The following is a 19,437-nucleotide window of genomic DNA, read 5'->3' as shown; positions in this document are numbered from 1 at the left end:
CCTCTCTCACCGTGCTACCGGCTTACTTGGCAGCTAGGAAGTTACATTTATCCATCATCGGACCAAATGCTTCTTCCCCTGGGATAACCTGCTCAATTGCGAAGATATCGTCTTCGTTTTTACGCTCTTCGGATGTCTTGATACGTACCTGATACATGTCATGCACCATACGGCCATCCGCACGTAGATGGGCATTACGCGCGAAGAAATCGTTCGGCTTGTTCGCCTTCATCTTCGCCATTACCGCATCAGCATCATCCGTACCCGCTTCTTTGATCGCGTTTAGGTAGTGCATCGTCATAGAGTAAGCACCCGCCTGACCCATTGCTGGGATAGAGCCGTGACGATCTTTAAAGCGCTTAGACCAAGCACGTGTTTCATCATCCATATCCCAGTAGAAACCTGTTGTCAGTTTCATACCGCCAGAGATTTCAGGGTCCAGCGCTTTCGCGTTGTGAGTAAATACCAACAAACCTGCAACATCAGTTGTTTCAGTTAGACCGAACTCAGCTGCTGTTTTTAGGGAGTTAACGAAATCAGCACCCGCATTCGCTAGCGCCACTACGTCTGCACCAGAAGATTGCGCCTGAAGAACGTAAGAGGAGAAGTCGGTTGTACCTAGTGGAGCGCGCACAGCACCTACCACTTCACCGCCGTTAGAGTTAATGACGCCAGTCGCTACTTTCTCTAGAGCATGACCGAAAGCGTAGTCCGCAGTGATGAAGAACCACTTCTTCTTACCTGCAGCTACCATCGGTTTTACCGTACCGTTAGCTAGCGCAACTACGTTGTAAGTCCAGTGAGCGTTGTAAGGTGAGCACGCCTTAGTGGTGAACGCATGAGATGCAGAAGTAGCGATCAGAGCAACTTTTTTATTGTCTGTTAGCACTTTAGTTACCGCACCCGTTACTGAAGAAGCTACCAGACCTGTAACCGCATCAACGCCTTGGCTTTCTACCCATTCACGCGCTTTTGCAGAACCGATATCTGGTTTGTTCTGGTCGTCGGCACTTACCACTTCAATTGGTTTACCTAGTACCGTACCGCCAAAATCTTCAACCGCCATCTCTACTGCTGTAACACAGCCTGCACCACAAATATCAGCATAAACACCGCCCATATCGGCTAGTACACCGATTTTGACTTTGTCGTCTGATACACCTGCCGCTTGCACCCCTGTTACTGCAAATGTAGAGGCAATTGCCGCTGTCAGCAGAGATTTCTTCATTGATTTCATCGCATTTTCTCCCGATAGAGTTTTTTATTTTTATTCAAAGTTTGATGCTTTGTGGTTTAACCCAGCACATCTTCGGGTCATTCACTTAGCCTCTGGACATAAAGGCTCTAAACACCCAAATAGGTATTCAGTAATTCTGTTTTCTCGGTCAGCTCATGTTTGTGAACTTCTTCCACGATATGACCGTGTTCCATCACGTAATGACGATCCGCAATCGGTGCCGCAAAACGGAAGTTCTGCTCTACCAACAAGATGGTCAATCCGCGTTCTTTTAACTTGGTTAAAACCTCACCCAACTTTTGCACAATCACAGGTGCCAGACCTTCGGTGATCTCATCGAGCAACAAGATATTTGCGCCCGAACGCAAGATACGAGCTAAAGCCAGCATCTGCTGCTCACCACCGGATAGGCGTGTGCCTTGGCTGGTTCGGCGTTCGTAAAGGTTGGGGAAAATTTCATAGATCTCTTCGATACTCATACCGTCACTGCGCACAGTCGGCGGCAGCATCAGGTTTTCTTCCACATTTAAACTGGAAAAAATACCGCGCTCTTCCGGGCAGAAGCCCATACCTAAATGGGCGATTTTGTGCGCCGGCATATCAATGGTTTCGCGACCATTCACATTGATGCTGCCACTACGACGACCCACCATATTCATGATCGAACGCAGCGTAGTTGAACGGCCTGAACCATTACGGCCCAATAGGGTTACTAGCTCGCCCTGCATCACATGCATATCGATGCCGTGCAGAATATGAGATTCACCGTAGAAAGAGTGCAGGTCACTGATACGGAGTTTTTCGTTGCCTCCTAAGCTCATGCCACAACCTCCTCTTTCTCAGGGGATGTTTCAGCAGGCTTGGCAGCTTCTGGTTCTTCATCCGCAGCAACACCCAGATAGGCTTCCTTAACTCGTGGATCGGCTGATACCGTGGCGTAATCACCTTCGGTAAGAATCGCGCCACGCTGCAGAACAGAGATACGGTCTGCCAGTTTGGAAACCACATGCAGGTTGTGCTCAACCATCAAGATAGTGCGATCTTTGGAGACCTGTTTGATCAGGTCCGACACTACTTCAACATCTTCGTGGCCCATACCCTGAGTCGGCTCATCCAATAACATCAGTTCTGGATCTAGGGCTAATGTGGTTGCGATCTCCAAAGCACGTTTACGACCATAAGGCTGATCGACGGTCACGGAGTTCGCATGGTCTTGTAGACCTACCGACTCCAACAACTCCATCGCACGAGCATTAAGCTTGTCTAAGACTTTGTCAGACTTCCAAAAATGAAAGCTGTTGCCCTCTTTACGTTGAAGGGCAATACGGACGTTCTCCAACACCGTTAGATGTGGAAACACCGCAGAGATCTGGAAAGAACGGATCACCCCTTTACGTGCGATCTCGGCGGAACGCATCTGGGTGATATCTTCGCCATTAAAAAGAATTTGACCGGACGTCGGGATTAAAAATTTGGTCAACAAATTAAATACCGTCGTCTTACCGGCGCCATTAGGCCCGATCAAGGCGTGAATGCTGCCACGCTCGACGTTTAAGTTGACCTTATCTACCGCAGTAAAGCCTTTAAACTCTTTAATCAAATCTGAGGTTTGCAGTACATAATCGACACTCATGCAGACTCTGATCCTCGCTGTTTTTTATTTTTATTTAACCAGCGCAACAACCTAAAAATACGGCTAAATGCTGATAAGCTGTCGCCCAACCTAGCAATTTCCCCTACATAAAATCCAGTACAACTTTAGTCGTATTTGCACTGCAAAAAACGATAGGTTTTTGATTTAGTTTATATTTTTCAGTAACTTACAAAATCGGTTAAAATATTTACAAAAATACAGGAATTCCTTTATTGACCTTTACGTGAACGTAAACTTTGCTTAATCTGTAAAGAGTTAAAAACAACGGATTTTTATGAATAGCAAACAGACTTATTCCATCAGCGAGCTAGCGAAAGAGTTCGCGTTAACCACGCGAAGCATCCGTTTCTATGAGGATCAGCAGCTGCTCTTCCCGACGCGACGCGGGCAAACACGTATCTACAGCACACAAGATCGTGTGCGCTTAAAGCTGATACTGCGCGGTAAACGTCTTGGGTTCTCACTAGCGGAAACCCGGGAGCTTTTTGCGCTGTGGGATGAAACGCTGACAGGAAGTGAAAAACAGCTAACTCTGCTGTTGGAAAAAATTATTGAAAAGCGCTCGGAGCTAGAACAGCAGCTTCAAGATATCGCGATTTTGCAGCAGGAGTTAGATAACGCTGAACTCCGCTGCCATGAAACATTGCTCGAACTAAAACAAAAACAACAAAGAGCCGGTTAATCGATCATCCCTGTACTTGATCCTTAAGTGATCTGTGGATAAATCGACACGCCGGTAAAAAGGGTACGACTATGATCTCACAGTATTCCAGCCTGAATTTTGGCCTTGGTGAAACATTGGATATGTTGCGTGAGCAAATAAACCATTTTGCTGCACAAGAGATAGCACCAAGAGCGGAACAGATCGATAAGGATAATGAGTTTCCTCAGGATCTATGGCGCAAGTTCGGTGATATGGGGCTACTCGGTATCACGGCTAAAGAGGAATATGGCGGTGTCGATATGGGCTATTTGGCTCATGTAATCGCTATGGAAGAGATCAGCCGTGCCTCCGCGTCCGTTGCCCTGTCTTACGGTGCCCATTCCAATCTTTGTGTTAACCAGATTCATCGCAACGGTACCGAAGAGCAAAAGCAAAAGTACCTGCCTAAATTGATCAGCGGTGAGCATGTAGGTGCATTGGCGATGTCCGAGCCCAATGCAGGTTCTGATGTGGTCTCCATGAAACTGCATGCCCGAGATAATGGCGATCACTATCTGCTGAACGGCAACAAGATGTGGATCACCAATGGCCCCGATGCCAACACTTATGTGATCTACGCCAAAACCGAACCCAACGCCGGTGCTAAAGGGATTACCGCGTTTATCGTCGAACGAGATTACCCAGGTTTCTCCCGTCATCAGAAACTCGACAAGCTCGGGATGCGTGGTTCAAACACCTGTGAATTGGTCTTCGAAGATTGCCCAGTTCCGAAAGAAAACATCTTAGGCGAGCTCAACGGCGGTACCCGCGTACTGATGAGCGGTTTGGATTACGAGCGTTTAGTGTTAGCCGGTGGTCCTTTGGGGATTATGGCTGCGGCGATGGATATCGCAGTCCCTTACATTCGTGATCGTAATCAGTTTGGTCAAGCGATCGGCGAGTTCGAACTCGTACAAGGCAAGATCGCCGATATGTACACCCTGATGAATACCAGCAAGGCTTACACCTACAGCGTTGCCCAAGCAGCAATGCGTGGTGAACCCAGCCGAAAAGATTGCGCTGGGGTGATCCTTTACACCGCCGAAACCGCAACCAAAATGGCGCTGGATGCGATCCAGCTCTTGGGCGGTAACGGTTATATCAATGAATTTCCAACCGGCCGTTTACTCCGTGATGCCAAGCTCTACGAGATAGGAGCAGGTACCTCAGAGATACGCCGAATGCTTATCGGTCGTGAGCTGTTTATGAATAAGTAAGCCATCAACAGGCGACTAGGAGACTATCTATGGCTGTTCTGCACACAACAATAAATACACAAGCAGAGTCATTTAAAGCCAACCAACGCGAAATGCGCGCGGCGGTGGCTGATCTAAAAGATAAAATTGCAGTAATCGCACAAGGCGGTGGCCCTGAGTATCAGGAGCGCCACAGAGCACGCGGTAAGTTACTGGCGCGCGAGCGTATCGATCAACTATTAGACCCGGGTTCTGCCTTTTTAGAGATAGGCCAACTCGCGGCTTATCAGGTTTACGAAGATAACATTCCGGCAGCAGGAGCCGTCGCCGGTATCGGCCAAGTGTGCGGCCAAGACTGCATGATTGTAGCCAATGATGCCACGGTCAAAGGCGGTACTTACTTCCCTCTGACGGTAAAAAAACATCTGCGTGCGCAAGAGATCGCAGAGATGAACAATCTGCCCTGCATCTACTTGGTTGATTCTGGTGGCGCTAACCTGCCTCAACAGGATGAAGTGTTTCCCGATCGCGATCATTTCGGCCGCATCTTCTACAACCAAGCACGGATGTCTGCCAAAGGTATCCCGCAAATCGCCGTCGTCATGGGGTTATGTACCGCTGGGGGCGCTTATGTTCCAGCCATGGCTGATGAATCCATCATCGTCCGTGATCAAGGTACGATTTTCCTAGCAGGTCCACCCTTGGTTAAAGCTGCCACAGGTGAAGTCGTAACCGCAGAAGCACTCGGGGGCGCAGACGTGCACTGTAAGGTCTCAGGGGTCGCCGATTATTACGCCGACAATGATGCCCATGCACTGCAACTCGCCAGACGCTGTATCGCCAACAGCAATCGCGTTAAGCAAACCAACGTGCAACTACAAGCACCGCAGCCTCCGCTTTATAACGAAGAGGAGATCTATGGTGTGGTCGGCACTGATCTGAAAAAACCGTTTGATGTCCGCGAGGTAATTGCCCGGATCGTGGATGGCTCAAATTTCGATGAATTTAAACAGCAGTTCGGCACCACATTAGTAACGGGGTTTGCGCATATCTGCGGCTACCCTGTCGGCATCATTGGCAATAACGGGATTTTATTCAGCGATTCTGCTCAGAAAGGCGCGCACTTTATCGAACTCTGCTGCCAGCGAAAGATTCCACTGCTGTTCTTGCAAAATGTCACCGGTTTTATGGTGGGCGAGAAAGCTGAATCAGAAGGGATTGCAAAACACGGAGCCAAAATGGTCACAGCCGTGGCTTGTGCCAACGTACCTAAAATCACTGTCTTGATTGGCGGCTCTTTTGGCGCAGGCAACTACGGCATGTGTGGCCGCGGTTATAGCCCTAACTTCCTGTGGATGTGGCCTAACGCCCGAATCTCGGTGATGGGTGGCGAGCAAGCCGCAGGGGTTTTATCCACAGTTAAACGCGACCAACTTGAGCGCAACAACCAAACTTGGAACGCTGAAGAAGAAGCAGACTTTAAGAAACCGATTATCGAGAAGTATGAGCAACAAGGTCACCCCTATTACGCCAGTGCCCGACTCTGGGATGACGGTGTGATCGACCCCGCTCAAACCCGTGAAGTGGTTGCGATGAGCCTATCAGCAGCCCTCAATCAGCCAATTGAAGACAGTAAATTTGGCATCTTCCGGATGTAAGGAGGCGACTATGACTAAGCCAGTAGTGTTATTAAATAAAGCCCAAGGCGTAGCGCATCTCGTGATTAACAAACCTGAAGTGCATAACGCTTTTGACGATCAGATCATCTCGCAATTGTTAGGTCATTTAGAGGCCTGCGATAAAGACCCAGAAGTACGCGTGCTAGTTCTTCGCTCTGAAGGTAAGAACTTTTCATCCGGTGCCGATCTTGGCTGGATGAAGCGCATGGCTAAGAACAGCTATGACGACAACTTTGATGATGCTAAGCAGTTAGCTGCTTTGATGCATCAACTGGATACCCTTAGCAAACCTACGATCTGTTTAGTGCAAGGCGCAGCTTACGGTGGCGCGGTAGGTTTAGCTGCATGCTGTGATTTCGTGATCGCCACCGAACAGAGTCAGTTCTGTCTGAGTGAGGTCAAGATTGGTCTGATTCCCGCAGTGATCTCGCCTTATGTGATCCGTGCAATGGGCTCCAGACAGGCTCGACGCTATATGATCAGTGCCGAATCATTTTCTGCCTGCGATGCCCATCATTACGGTCTGGTTCACCAAGTCGTAGCCACAACTGAGTTGCTCGATGACACTTGCCACCAGTTGATCAATCAGTTGCTGCAAAACAGCCCGCTGGCGATGGCCGCAGCCAAACATTTGGTCGCCGCCGTCAGTGATAGTCATATCGATATTCATCTAATCACCGACACAGCCAGACGGATCGCCGAGATAAGGGTCAGCCCCGAAGGCCAAGAGGGCCTGAGCGCCTTTTTAGAAAAACGAAAGCCAGAGTGGGTAGAGTCATGAGCGAAACACAATCGACGGCACTACCGCGCAAAATCTTAATCGCTAACCGCGGTGAAATAGCCTGTCGTGTAATTAAAACAGCACAGCGCTTAGGTATTCACTGTATTGCGGTTTACTCCGATGTGGATGCCAAAGCCAAGCATGTTCAGATGGCTGATGAGGCCTATCTGCTCGGCCCAGCCCCTAGTGCTGAGAGTTATCTGCGTACAGATAAGATCCTAGAGATCTGCCGTACAGCCGGTATTGAAGCGGTACACCCAGGCTATGGTTTTCTATCTGAGAATGCTGAGTTTGCGACCGAGCTGGAACGTCACGGAATTACCTTTATCGGTCCACCAGCCAGCGCAATCACCTCTATGGGCTCTAAGTCCGCGGCCAAAGCAATTATGTCGAAAGCCGATGTACCTTTGGTTCCGGGTTACCACGAAGACGATCAAGATCCACAGCGCTTAAAGCAAGCGTCGATAGACTGCGGTTATCCACAGCTGCTAAAAGCAGTGGCCGGCGGGGGTGGAAAAGGGATGCGTGTGGTTCGCTCTGTGGATGAATTCGATAGCGCCTTACAAGCCGCGCAGCGAGAAGCGCAAAACTCCTTTGCTAACCCCGATATGCTGATTGAGCGCTATTTAGAGCAGCCGCGTCATATCGAAGTGCAGGTCTTTTGTGATCAACATGGCAATGGTGTTTATCTCGCCGATCGCGACTGCTCTATCCAGCGTCGCCACCAGAAGATCATAGAGGAGGCACCTGCCCCTAACCTAGCGGACGAAACCCGCAAAGCTATGGGTGAAGCGGCTGTCCGCGCCGCTCAAGCAATCGATTATGTCGGTGCAGGTACAGTCGAGTTTTTATACGACACCGACGGTTCATTCTACTTTATGGAGATGAACACCCGTCTTCAGGTGGAGCACCCTGTGACCGAGTACGTCACCGGCGTCGACCTCGTAGAGTGGCAATTGGTGATTGCAGCGGGGGCAAGGCTTCCGCTGACTCAAGATCAAATCAAAGCCAAGGGGCATGCGATCGAAGCCCGTATCTACGCCGAAGACCCTGCGCAAGACTTTCTGCCGGCGACAGGCACTTTAAAATTCTTATCCACACCCGAAGAATCCGACTGTGTCCGTATCGACAGTGGTGTCCGCGGCGGTGATGAGGTTAGCCCTTATTATGACCCAATGATCGCGAAGCTGATTGTTTGGGGTGAAGATCGAAATGCCGCAATTTTGCGTCTGAATCGGGCCTTATCGCAATATCGTATCGCCGGTTTAAAAACCAATCTGAAGTTCTTAAGCGATCTAGCATCTGCACAACCTTTTGCAGATCTCGACTTAGATACCGGGTTTATCGAACGCCACTACGACCTGCTCTTTGCCGAGCCAACCATATACAAGCCACTCTATCTAGCCATCGCAGCGTGTCTGTTTGGACAGTTCGAAACTCAAGATCAATCTGATCGTCATACTCACCCTTCTCCGTTTACGGCATTGCGTAACTGGCGCTTGAATATCCCGTCTATTCGAACGCTGCAGCTACAGCAGGGTGAAGCAATCCATGACATAAATATCGAACAACGGGCAAAGACAGAGCTCGTTACTGTTGATGAGCAGCAGTACTCCATCAGCCTAACGCAGCAGGATGATCAACTTCGGGTTCAAGTTGATGATCAACAGCTACAGATGCACTTTTTCCGAGATGATAATGAGCTGCAACTGTTTCATCACGACCTCTGTTTCCAATGCAGTTTGGATCAAACCACGCACGTTTCTGAGCAAGGTAAAGCCGAACACTCTCTCACCGCACCCATGAATGGTGTCGTAGTCGAGGTTTTAGTTGAACAAGGACAATCGGTACAAGCCGGCGAAGCCTTAGTGATCATGGAAGCGATGAAGATGGAGCACAGTATTTCTGCACCTCATGCAGGCACCGTCAGCGAAGTCTTCTTTGCCACAGGAGATCTAGTCGAAGAAAGCGCAGAACTTCTGGAACTGGAATTTTCCGAAGAGGAAGCCGCATCATGACATTGCCAAAGCAGGTCAAGTTGGTCGAGGTAGGACCTCGGGATGGCTTACAAAATGAGCCCGGCGACATTATCCCGACTGATATAAAGATCGATCTGATCAATGCGCTGTCCAGTGCAGGTTTAAGTCATATTGAGGCCACAAGTTTTGTTTCTCCTAAGTGGGTTCCACAAATGGCTGACGCCAGTGCAGTGATGATGGGTATTCAGCGTCATCCAAACACCACTTATGCAGCACTTACTCCCAACCTGACTGGCTTGAATAAAGCACTCAACACAGAGGTTGATGAAGTTGCGGTATTTACCGCCGCTTCTGAAGCATTTACGCAAAAAAATATTAACTGCTCTATAGCCGAAAGCCTTGAAAGGTTTGCGCCGCTGATCGAAAAAGCTAACGCCAACAATATCCCTGTCAGAGGGTATGTTTCCACGGTGATGGGTTGCCCTTATACCGGGGAAATATCTGCTGAACAGGTCACGGTTGTCTGCAAAGAGATGATCGATATGGGGTGCTATGAGATATCTTTAGGCGACACAATCGGCACCGGTACCCCATTGAAGGCTAAAAGGCTGATAGAAGCAGTCACGAAAGAAATACCCGTTTCAAAATTAGCTGCACACTTTCACGACACCTACGGCCAAGCCCTAGCCAATATCTATGCAGTGCTTGAAGAGGGAGTCAGCGTTATTGATACCTCTGTCGCTGGCTTAGGCGGTTGCCCTTATGCCCAAGGCGCATCAGGCAATGTCGCCACCGAAGATGTTCTCTATATGCTCAATGGCCTCGGCATAGCAACCGGCGTGCAACTGGACGAACTCATAAAAGTGAGCCACTGGATAAGCCAACAACTGCAACGCAGTAACGGCTCTAAAGTAGCCCTAGCCCTCAATCCTAAATCATCTATTTGAGAAACAACATGAATCCACAACCGTCTCATCTTACGGCGTTAGATCTACATGTGCCTTCACAAGATCAACTTCCAGAAGTGTTCCAGAAGTACTTCGCTTTATGCGAAGAAAAGCTGGGGTTGATTCCTAACGTACTGAAAGCATACAGCCACAACATCGCTCAGTTAGAAGCATTTTCCAGCTTGTATAACGAATTAATGCTAGGCAAAAGCGGCCTCAGCAATTTGGAAAAAGAGATGATCGCTGTCGCTGTATCTGCCAGCAACGCTTGCTACTACTGCCAGGTCGCGCATGGCGCTGCTGTGCGTGAATACTCTCAAGAACCCACCCTCGGTGAACTGCTGGTGATGAACTACCGTGTCGCAGAACTCTCAGAACGACATATCGCTATGCTCGATTTCTCGGTGAAACTTACCGAATCACCCCATCACATGAATGAAGATGACCGCCAACAGCTAAGAGATGTCGGCTTTAGTGATCAAGATATCTGGGATATCGCCAATATTGCGGGTTTCTACAACATGACCAATCGAGTCGCCAGCGCTGTGGATATGCAACCCAATCTGGAATACCACAGCCAGCATCGATAAAGCTCAGCCTGAAATACACATAGACCTAACAACAAAAATAGAAAAGGTTTATCCAACATGTCCGATCTACACAGTTACACTCAAGGCTCTAAAGCCGAACCTTTATTGGATATCACCATTGGTGATCAATTTGATTTAACGGCAGAAAAATTCCCACATAACGATGCATTGATCGTTCGCCATCAGAATATTCGCCTGACCTACGCACAATTTCAGCAACAAGTAGATCAAGCGGCGCGGGCATTTATGGCGATAGGCGTTACAAAAGGCGATCGAGTTGGTATCTGGTCCCCTAACTGTGCGGAATGGACAATAACCCAGTTAGCGACAGCAAAGATTGGTGCGATTCTGGTGAACATCAATCCGGCCTACCGCACACATGAATTGGAGTACGCGCTTAACCAATCAGGCACCAAGTATCTGGTCTCTGCGGTGAGCTTTAAGTCATCTAACTATATGGAGATGCTCTACTCTTTAGCTCCAGAACTTAAAGCAGGCAAAGTTGGGCAATTGGTTTCGGCAACGCTTCCGAGTCTCAAAGGTGTGATAAGCCTCTCATCGCAAGCGTTAGCAGGTAGTTGGTGCTGGCAGGAATTTCTAAATCACGCAGATCAGATCAGTGCCGAGCAACTTAGCGCTGTGCAGGCGAGCTTAGATATTCACGACCCGATCAATATCCAGTACACATCCGGCACAACCGGCTTCCCGAAAGGGGCAGCGCTTTCTCACCACAATATTTTGAATAACGGCTTCTTTGTTGCCGAAAGCATGAAGTTCACCGATCAGGATCGCTTAGTTATTCCTGTGCCGCTTTATCATTGCTTTGGCATGGTGATGGGCAACTTAGGCTGTATCACCCATGGCGCGGCGATGATCTACCCTGACGAAGGTTTCGAGCCGCAAACAGTCCTCACCGCAGTGGCCGAAGAACGTGCGACCGCCTTGTTTGGTGTCCCGACGATGTTTATCGCAGAGATGGAGCATCCTGAATTTGAGCAGTATGATTTGAGTAGCCTCCGTACCGGCATTATGGCGGGTTCTATCTGTCCTGCGGAGGTGATGAAAGCGGTCAATACCAAAATGCATATGCACGAGGTACAGATCGCCTACGGCATGACCGAAACCAGCCCGGTATCCACCCAGACGGCTGCCGATGATCCGTTTGATAAACGCGTCTCTACTGTAGGCCGTACCCAGCCCCATATCGAAAGCCAGATTATCGATCCAGCCACAGGCGAAGTGCAGCCAAGAGGCGAAGTAGGCGAGCTATGTACCCGCGGCTACAGCGTGATGCTGAAATATTGGAACAATCCAGAGGCCACGCAAAATACAATCGACCCGCAAGGCTGGATGCATACCGGCGATCTCGCCATTATGGATGCTGATGGCTACGTGCAGATTGTCGGGCGTATTAAAGATATGGTGATCCGCGGTGGCGAAAATATCTATCCGAAAGAGATCGAAGAGTTTCTATACACCCACCCAGCGATCTCTGATGTTCAAGTCACCGGAGTACCCGATCCACAATTTGGCGAAGAACTGGTCGCTTGGATCAAGCTGACGCCGCAAGCAGACAACGTGACTGAAGACGAGCTGAAAAGCTTCTGCCAAGGGGCGATCAGTCACTTTAAGATCCCGCGCTATTTTAAATTTGTCGATAACTTCCCAATGACCGTCACCGGCAAGATCCAAAAATTTAAGATGCGAGAGATCTCTATCGAAGAGCTTGGGCTCGATGAGAATTAGAGCTGATAGAGGAATTAACCGTGACTGAGGTTAATAAACACTATTCACAAGCATTCGATGGCGAGCAGATCATTCGCCAACTGCACTCATCTTATCCACAGGGTCCAACTGCGTTTCAATTGGCTCCTATCGATCAGTTACATATTGGCGGCATTAAAGCCTCCAAGAAACTACTGCAACAAATAAAATTGTGCAGGCCGAATCGAGTATTAGATATTGGCTCTGGGTTGGGTGGTTTGATGCGTTTAATCGAATCAGAACTGCGTATTAATGTGATTGGACTGGATATAACTCACGAATTTAACCAAACCCACCAGCAAATATCGCAATTATTGCCCTCTTTTAACACTCCTAAACTGGTCACTTCCGATGCGCAGCAATTACCCTTTTGCAGCGATAGCTTTGACCTGATTATCTTCCAGCATAGCTTGCTCAATATCCCCAATAGCCAACAAGCATTGGCTGAATGTCGACGGGTTTTAAAGCCACAAGGTCGATTATTGCTACACGAAGTCATCCAAGGGTCCAATACGGACGCGATGCAGTTTCCTGTTCCTTGGGCGCGAGAACCGAGCAACTCCCACCTGATCACACAAACAGACTTAGAAAGCCTACTCGAGCAAGCTGGCTTTAATATCCAAAGTTACGATGACTGGAGCCAAGAGGCACTCGCCTGGCGACAAAAACAACTAAGCAAAGAACGGCAGTCCCAAAGCGAGACTGCCGCTGTATCACCCGCCATGATCCTTGGTCCAGAGTTTAAGAAGATGGGCCACAACGTGGTTAAAAGCCTTGAGCTAGATTCAATCCGGATCATCGAACTGATCGCGCAAGCCGACTGCTGATGATCTATCGCCCCTAAGCCAGCTTTAGGAATACATGCTGGTAAGCAATATCCAGCGCCACATACACTAACAGCAGGGACATCGCCCAGTTTAAACAGCCGAAGTACCTCGGATTGTGAATAAGCTTACCTAATCGCGCACCCATAAACAGATAACTACTCGGCGCGCCAAACGCCATTGTAGATAGCAATAACGACCAGACAAAAATAGCGTAGCCCGATATCTCTGCTGCCGGAAACTGCACCGAAACTATCGGCAAAATCGCTATAAACGCTTTAGGATTAAGTAGTTGCAGGATCAACCCCTCTTTAAAGCTCATCGGGTTCTGATTAGCTTTCACTTCCGTCGTTGCCATCGCTGATCGCGCCACTTTGTAGGCTAAGTAGAGAATGTAAAGGCTGCCCGCAGCACTAAGAAACAGCTCGTAGCCCGCGGTAACAAACCAAGCGCCGACATAGCCAAACAGTAAAAACAAAACCAGCATCGCACTACCTACACCGAGGCTAAACGCCAATGCCGAACGGATCTGCCCATGTATACCGGCATTTAAGCTGAGTAGATTGCAGGGACCAGGGGTGTACATGACGCCAAAGGCGTACAGAAGTATTTCAACCATAGTGATCAACTCGGTTAGATTAAAAAGAGAGATTTAAAGGGCTTGGTGGAGCCTTGAATTTAAGCGTTCAGAAAGTGTTTCTGATACTGTTTGGGCGTCATGCCAAAGATCGGTTTAAAGCGCCGGTTGAAGTGACTCAGGTCGCTGAAACCATAATCAAACACAACATCATCCAACGCTTTACCCTTTTCCAGATCTTCACGGGCGCGATTGATCCGGCAGTTCAAAATATATTGGTGCGGCGTGATACCAAATTGCTGTCGAAACATCCGCAGGAAGTGATATTTCGAGAGGTTGGCTTGCTGACTCAGCTCTTCAAGAGAGACATCAGTTTGTAGATTGTGATGGATAAAATCGCGTGCTCGCAGAAGTAGGCTATCGACACGACGCGCCTTTTGATCCGCTTGGCATTCGCCATACAGCTGCGCAATCCGCGTTGCCATCTGATAGAGCTCACACTCTTGGCGCAATTTATCTTCGGAACGACTCTCGATCAGCTGAACTAAGTGCAGAATATACTGACAGAGTTGGGGATCATCCAGCAGGGTATCTGCCACACGAAAACCTTGGCTTTTGATACCGGCGGCTTGGAAGACAGGTGCTAGCTGATCAGGGTGCACATAGAGCATGCGGTACTGCAATTTATCATCGACACCAGAATGGCCATCGTGCACTTCATCTGGGTTGAAGACTATAATATTGCCAGGATGACTGCGGTGAAATTGACCACGGGAGAAGAAGTCCTGACGACCACTCAGCGTAACCCCGAACGAATACTCCTCATGGGCATGACGCCCATAAGAGAAATCGCTGATCGCGGCATTTAGAACGGTAACTTGCTCTAAGTGCTCGCTTTTACTGTATTGAAACTGGTTATCCTGATTCATCACTCTTCACCGCTCTTGCTAGTATAAATCGCCTGCAGTATTACCTACAGTGTAGAGGGATGAGCGAAACTAATACTTGGATAAAATTGCGCACTTTAAGCAAAAGTGCGCAAAGAGATACAGCGCCTATTCTTCTGCTTCGGCGCGTTGGCGCAAGACAAACTTCTGGATCTTACCGGTCGAGGTTTTAGGTAGTTCACCAAACACCACCACTTTAGGTGCTTTAAACCGCGCCATATTGGATCGGCAAAACTCGATAACTGCAGCCTCGGTTAGACTGGCACCGGGCTTAGGTTTGATAAAGGCACAAGGCACCTCGCCCCATTTATCGTCAAGCTTGGCGACTACTGCCGCTTCCAGCACGTCAGGATGACGGTAAAGCACGCCTTCAACCTCAATCGAGGAGATATTTTCACCGCCAGAGATAATGATATCTTTAGAGCGATCCTTTATCTCGATGTAGCCATCCTCATGCCACACCGCAAGGTCACCTGAGTGGAACCAGCCGCCTGCAAAGGACGCATCCGTGGTCGGTTTGTTCTTTAGATAACCTTTCATAACTAGATTACCGCGCATAAAGATTTCGCCGATGGTTTCGCCATCTTGCGGTACAGGTTCTAGAGTATCTGGATCAGCCACCATCAAGTCTTCAAGCATCGGCGCTTTCACGCCTTGGCGGGCTTTGAGGCGGGCTTTCTCTCCGATGCTGTGTGCATCCCACTTATCGTGCCATGCACAAAGCACAGAAGGGCCGTAAGTCTCTGTCAGGCCATAGACATGGGTGACATCAATCCCCATCTCCTCCATCCCTTGTATGACTGCAGCAGGCGGTGCAGCACCAGCGGTCATGACCTTAACTTTGTGCTCAATCCCCTGTTTGAACTCATCAGGGGCGTTATTCAGCATATTCAGAACAATCGGAGCCCCACAGAAATGATCGATCTTTTCTTCACGAATCAGATCGTAGATTTTCTCTTCGCGAACATGACGCAGGGACACACTGGTACCAACAGACGCAGCCAAAGACCAAGGGAAACACCATCCATTGCAATGAAACATCGGTAGGGTCCATAGATATTTAGGGTGACGTCCCATATCCCAAGAGACCACATTGCTCATGGCATTCAAGTAAGCGCCTCGATGGTGGTATACCACCCCTTTAGGGTCGCCGGTCGTACCGGAGGTGTAGTTCAGCGTGATCGCATCCCATTCATCCTCGGGCGGCTGCCAAGCAAACTCAGGATCACCTTCTAAAAGCAGTTCATCGTATGTGATACTGCCGATCTGCTCACCCTCAGTGAAAGTAGAATCTTCAATCGCAATCACTAAGGGATCTAGATCTGCCATCTTAAGTGCTTGTTTAACCAGAGCGCCAAATTCGCGCTCCACCAGCACCACTTTGCATTCAGCATGCTGCAAGATAAACGCGATCGCCTCAGCATCCAGTCGCACATTGATCGCATTAAGAACCGCGCCAGACATAGGCACGCTGAAATGCGCTTCAAATACTTCGGGAAGATTTGGTGCGATAACGGATACGGTATCGCCCTTACCTATACCCCGTTGTTGCAGAGCACTGGCAAAGCGACGACAGCGAGTATAAGTCGCGGACCAACTGCGGCGTGCGTCGCCATGCACGGTAGCAATATGGTCGGGGTAAACAAACGCTGCTCGCTCTAAAAAGCTCAGCGGAGTTAACGCAGCGTAATTGGCTTGGTTCTTATCGAGCCCTACTTCATAAGGGTTTTGGCTTGTTATCATTGTTATTAATCCTTTAGATGCCCACGCCAAAACTAGCATCAACTGATCAAAAAAACACCTTTCAGATCATCTGCTTAGCAGACTTAAAACTACAATTAACCATATATAAGTATCTTCCCTTATCCTTAAAGCTGTTTTAAAGTCTAAGTATAAAAATAAAAGGTTTTAAGATCGGGATTTCCCGCAGGTTTAAATATGAGTGATGACCAGAGTTTAGAACTCGCCCGTTGTAAGGCTGATGCTGATCGTTATCGACTTTTAGCAGAACAGTCGACCGATATGATCTCCCGGCATACCCCCACCAAAGAGTGGACCTACATTGATGCCAGCCCGGCGGTTGAAACTGTACTCGGTTACACCCCCGAAGAGATTATCGGCATGGCGGGGTATGAGCAGTTCCACCCTGAAGATGCAGATAACTTATCCAAGCGTGATGACAGCGTCCGCTATCGTAGTGGTGTCTACACCAATGTGTACCGGTACCGTCACAAAAAAGGTCACTACATCTGGCTCGAAACCACCAGCCGTGTGATCCGTGATGACAGCGGAAATCCACAAGAGATCATCTGTGTATCACGCGATGTTACCGAACGTGAAGAAGCACAACGAGATATGCGTCGACTCGCACGCGTGGTTGAAGCCTCATCCGATATGATCATGTTTTGTAACCACAAAACCCATAAACTGACCTATCTGAATGAGTCGGCTTATCACACCCTCGGCGCCGAGAAAGATAAGCCGGTGGTCTACTACCTATCACAACTTTTCTCTACAGAGATCTTAGACACACTGATCAAAGATGCCTTGGAACACGCCTCCATCCACGGGGTTTGGTACGGCAGTATTCCAATGCAGTTAGACCCTGAATTGAACCGTGTGGCCGAGATTCGCGAAATCATTGCCCACCGCAATCGCCGTGAAAATAATCAGGTTGAATACTACTCGTTGATTGGTCGTGATATCACCCTGCGCTTAGAAGCAGAAGAGGAAGCGAAACGTCATCAACTCGAGTTAGCACACATGTCACGTTTGCTCTCGGTAGGCGAGATGGCCACCGGCCTTGCCCACGAGGTCAACCAGCCTTTGGCTGCGATTCTGAATTACTGTCATGGTACGCAGAGACGTTTGGAAGAGGGCGATGCTGATCCGGTGAAAACCGTATCCGGTTCGATGAAGCTGATTATGAAACAAGCCAAACGCGCCTCAGAGATCATTAAACGGATGCGCTCCTTTGTGCGTAAGACCGATTATCAGTGTTTTGCTTTCCCGATTAATGACAGTTGTAAGGAAGTTAGTGCCTTCCTCTGTCAGGAAGCTCAGGACCACAATATCACCTTTGATTTTCAGTTTGGGGATAACTTACCCCCGCTGGTAGCCGACAAAGTACAGATCGAACAAGTACTCCTTAACCTGATGCGGAACGCAATTGAGGCCTACAACGATTGTAACAAGGCCTACAGACCCGTTATTATCACTACTAAAGCTGCCGAAGGTTATATACATGTTTCGGTAGAGGACAAGGCAAAAGGGATTAGCAGCGAAGGTTTAGCCAAGCTGTTTGAACCGTTTTACACCTCCAAAACAACTGGCTTAGGTATGGGTCTTTCTATCTCCCGTACCATTATCGAAACCCACGGGGGCCAGATGTGGGCAGAGAGTGACGGTAAAACCGGTACGCACTTTTATCTGAAACTGCCGTTAAGAGAGCAATGATGCAAACAAACCCGACAGGCACTATCTATATTGTTGACGATGACGAAGATTTTCGTGATTCCATGCAATGGCTTTTAGAATCTGCCAATCACAACGTTGTTACCTTCCCTTCTGCACGGGAGTTTCTGGATAACTTTAATGGCGAAATCGGTTGTATGTTACTGGATGTACGTATGCCCGAGATTAATGGTCTAGCCCTGCAACAAATCATGCAGGAACGTAATATCCAGATGCCGATTATTGTGATCTCCGGCCACGGTGATATCCCAATGGCAGTGAGCGCGATGAAACAGGGCGCGATGGATTTCTTAGAAAAACCGTTCGATGGCGATGTGCTACTACGCCTAGTTGGGCGTGCGTTAAGCAAAGCGCAAAAAGCACGCGACGAACAAGGTGCGCAGCTAGAAATTCAGGAGAACTACGCTAGCCTAAGCCGTCGTGAGAAAGAGGTGATGGCGCTGGTCGTTGCCGGTAATGCCAATCGCCAGATTGCCGAAGAGTTGGATATCAGCCCTAAAACGGTTGAAGTGCATCGCTCCCGCGTGATGAGCAAGATGCGTGCGAGCAGTCTTGCAGCTCTGGTAAAACAAGCCTCTCAGCTAAACGAGCAAGCTTAATCTAACCGCACCTGAGCAAGCTCAGGTGCGATCAGTTTGCCGATCAACGCTTATCAGGATCAGGAATCGAGTAGGTCATGGTCGCATGGGCCATTGGTTCCTCATCCCCTTCCGATAAGATATACACTTCCCCCACCGCCAAACGCTTTCCGACTTTTAGCATCTGTGCCGTAGCGAAGATATCGCGATCAGCAGAAGGCTTACGTAAAAAGTTGATATTTAACTGAGTTGTCACCGCTAAAGGCACTGGACCTATACGGCTTAATAGCGCCGCATAAACAGTCACATCAGCTAGCCCCATCATCGCAGGGCCAGAGACTGTGCCGCCCGGTCTTAGATGCTGATCATCCACCGGCAAACGCATAGTGGCAGTACCATCACCTAACTCCACCAATTCCCCATACTGCTCACCTTGGGGAAAGTGCTCTGCAAGAAAGCTCTGTAGCTGTTCAATATTCAACTTCATACACAACTCCAATCTGCCTA

The 19,437-nt window shown here is 48.8% G+C and carries 18 protein-coding genes; 11 read left to right on the top strand and 7 right to left on the bottom strand.

Translation table 11 applies throughout. The annotated features are described in order from the left end of the window. Positions 1-22: 22 nt before the first annotated feature. From ACMXYR_RS00390 to ACMXYR_RS00380, 3 genes are all read right to left on the bottom strand, one after another. Positions 23-1,237: an ABC transporter substrate-binding protein gene (locus ACMXYR_RS00390; RefSeq protein ID WP_415902469.1), complete on the bottom strand. Its 1,215-nt coding sequence runs from the start codon at positions 1,235-1,237 to the stop codon at positions 23-25. Positions 1,238-1,344: 107 nt separating this feature from the next. Then, complete coding sequence (locus ACMXYR_RS00385; RefSeq protein WP_415892991.1) at positions 1,345-2,058, bottom strand: ABC transporter ATP-binding protein; 714 nt, start codon at positions 2,056-2,058, stop codon at positions 1,345-1,347. Next, positions 2,055-2,870 (bottom strand): ABC transporter ATP-binding protein, encoded by an 816-nt coding sequence (locus ACMXYR_RS00380; RefSeq protein ID WP_415902468.1) that lies wholly within the window; start codon positions 2,868-2,870, stop codon positions 2,055-2,057. Before ACMXYR_RS00380 ends, ACMXYR_RS00385 begins: the two co-directional genes overlap by 4 nt. A 295-nt stretch (positions 2,871-3,165) precedes the next feature. Between ACMXYR_RS00380 and ACMXYR_RS00375 the strand changes: the two genes are divergently transcribed. The 9 genes from ACMXYR_RS00375 to ACMXYR_RS00335 all read left to right on the top strand — a co-directional run bounded on the left by ACMXYR_RS00375 (position 3,166) and on the right by ACMXYR_RS00335 (position 13,357). Continuing rightward, positions 3,166-3,573 carry a MerR family transcriptional regulator gene (locus tag ACMXYR_RS00375; protein WP_415902467.1) on the top strand — a complete coding sequence of 136 codons (408 nt, stop codon included), beginning with the start codon at positions 3,166-3,168 and terminating at the stop codon, positions 3,571-3,573. 71 nt (positions 3,574-3,644) lie between these two features. Continuing rightward, on the top strand, positions 3,645-4,811 hold the full coding sequence (locus tag ACMXYR_RS00370; RefSeq protein WP_415883029.1) for an isovaleryl-CoA dehydrogenase: 1,167 nt from the start codon (positions 3,645-3,647) through the stop codon (positions 4,809-4,811). A gap of 29 nt (positions 4,812-4,840) precedes the next feature. Then, a complete protein-coding gene (locus tag ACMXYR_RS00365; RefSeq protein ID WP_415902466.1) occupies positions 4,841-6,448 on the top strand; it encodes a carboxyl transferase domain-containing protein in 1,608 nt (535 codons plus the stop codon). Positions 6,449-6,458: 10 nt separating this feature from the next. Next, complete coding sequence (locus ACMXYR_RS00360; RefSeq protein WP_415902465.1) at positions 6,459-7,250, top strand: enoyl-CoA hydratase/isomerase family protein; 792 nt, start codon at positions 6,459-6,461, stop codon at positions 7,248-7,250. After that, positions 7,247-9,268, top strand: coding sequence for an acetyl/propionyl/methylcrotonyl-CoA carboxylase subunit alpha (locus ACMXYR_RS00355; protein ID WP_415902464.1), 2,022 nt, complete (start codon positions 7,247-7,249; stop codon positions 9,266-9,268). The genes ACMXYR_RS00360 and ACMXYR_RS00355 overlap by 4 nt, the downstream gene beginning before the upstream one ends. Further along, positions 9,265-10,176: a hydroxymethylglutaryl-CoA lyase gene (locus tag ACMXYR_RS00350; protein WP_415902463.1), complete on the top strand. Its 912-nt coding sequence runs from the start codon at positions 9,265-9,267 to the stop codon at positions 10,174-10,176. Before ACMXYR_RS00355 ends, ACMXYR_RS00350 begins: the two co-directional genes overlap by 4 nt. Positions 10,177-10,184: 8 nt before the next feature. Beyond that, on the top strand, positions 10,185-10,766 hold the full coding sequence (locus ACMXYR_RS00345) for a peroxidase-related enzyme (protein ID WP_415902462.1): 582 nt from the start codon (positions 10,185-10,187) through the stop codon (positions 10,764-10,766). A 57-nt stretch (positions 10,767-10,823) separates the two neighbouring features. After that, entirely contained in the window at positions 10,824-12,512 is a 1,689-nt protein-coding gene (locus ACMXYR_RS00340) for an AMP-binding protein (RefSeq protein WP_415902461.1), read from the top strand. Positions 12,513-12,532: 20 nt separating this feature from the next. After that, complete coding sequence (locus tag ACMXYR_RS00335) at positions 12,533-13,357, top strand: class I SAM-dependent methyltransferase (RefSeq protein ID WP_415902460.1); 825 nt, start codon at positions 12,533-12,535, stop codon at positions 13,355-13,357. Between the two features lie 13 nt (positions 13,358-13,370). Here ACMXYR_RS00335 and ACMXYR_RS00330 read toward each other — a convergent pair whose 3' ends face one another. From ACMXYR_RS00330 to ACMXYR_RS00320, 3 genes are all read right to left on the bottom strand, one after another. Beyond that, a complete protein-coding gene (locus tag ACMXYR_RS00330; protein ID WP_415902459.1) occupies positions 13,371-13,973 on the bottom strand; it encodes a LysE family translocator in 603 nt (200 codons plus the stop codon). 59 nt (positions 13,974-14,032) lie between these two features. Continuing rightward, positions 14,033-14,860: an AraC family ligand binding domain-containing protein gene (locus tag ACMXYR_RS00325; RefSeq protein WP_415902458.1), complete on the bottom strand. Its 828-nt coding sequence runs from the start codon at positions 14,858-14,860 to the stop codon at positions 14,033-14,035. 126 nt (positions 14,861-14,986) lie between these two features. Next, positions 14,987-16,621: an acyl-CoA synthetase gene (locus ACMXYR_RS00320; protein WP_415902457.1), complete on the bottom strand. Its 1,635-nt coding sequence runs from the start codon at positions 16,619-16,621 to the stop codon at positions 14,987-14,989. 195 nt (positions 16,622-16,816) lie between these two features. Between ACMXYR_RS00320 and ACMXYR_RS00315 the strand changes: the two genes are divergently transcribed. Continuing rightward, positions 16,817-18,334, top strand: coding sequence for a PAS domain S-box protein (locus tag ACMXYR_RS00315; RefSeq protein WP_415902456.1), 1,518 nt, complete (start codon positions 16,817-16,819; stop codon positions 18,332-18,334). Then, positions 18,331-18,951, top strand: coding sequence for a response regulator transcription factor (locus ACMXYR_RS00310; RefSeq protein WP_415892980.1), 621 nt, complete (start codon positions 18,331-18,333; stop codon positions 18,949-18,951). The genes ACMXYR_RS00315 and ACMXYR_RS00310 overlap by 4 nt, the downstream gene beginning before the upstream one ends. Before the next feature lie 43 nt (positions 18,952-18,994). On the opposite strand, the gene ACMXYR_RS00305 is transcribed toward ACMXYR_RS00310, so the two are convergent. Next, positions 18,995-19,417 carry a PaaI family thioesterase gene (locus ACMXYR_RS00305; RefSeq protein WP_415889795.1) on the bottom strand — a complete coding sequence of 141 codons (423 nt, stop codon included), beginning with the start codon at positions 19,415-19,417 and terminating at the stop codon, positions 18,995-18,997. Positions 19,418-19,437 lie beyond the last annotated feature (20 nt).

Origin of the sequence: Neptuniibacter sp. QD29_5, assembly GCF_047778125.1 — a bacterium.
GTDB lineage: Bacteria > Pseudomonadota > Gammaproteobacteria > Pseudomonadales > Balneatricaceae > Neptuniibacter.
Note: the sequence above shows the minus strand (reverse complement) of the source record. Positions and strands in the feature narration are given on the sequence as shown.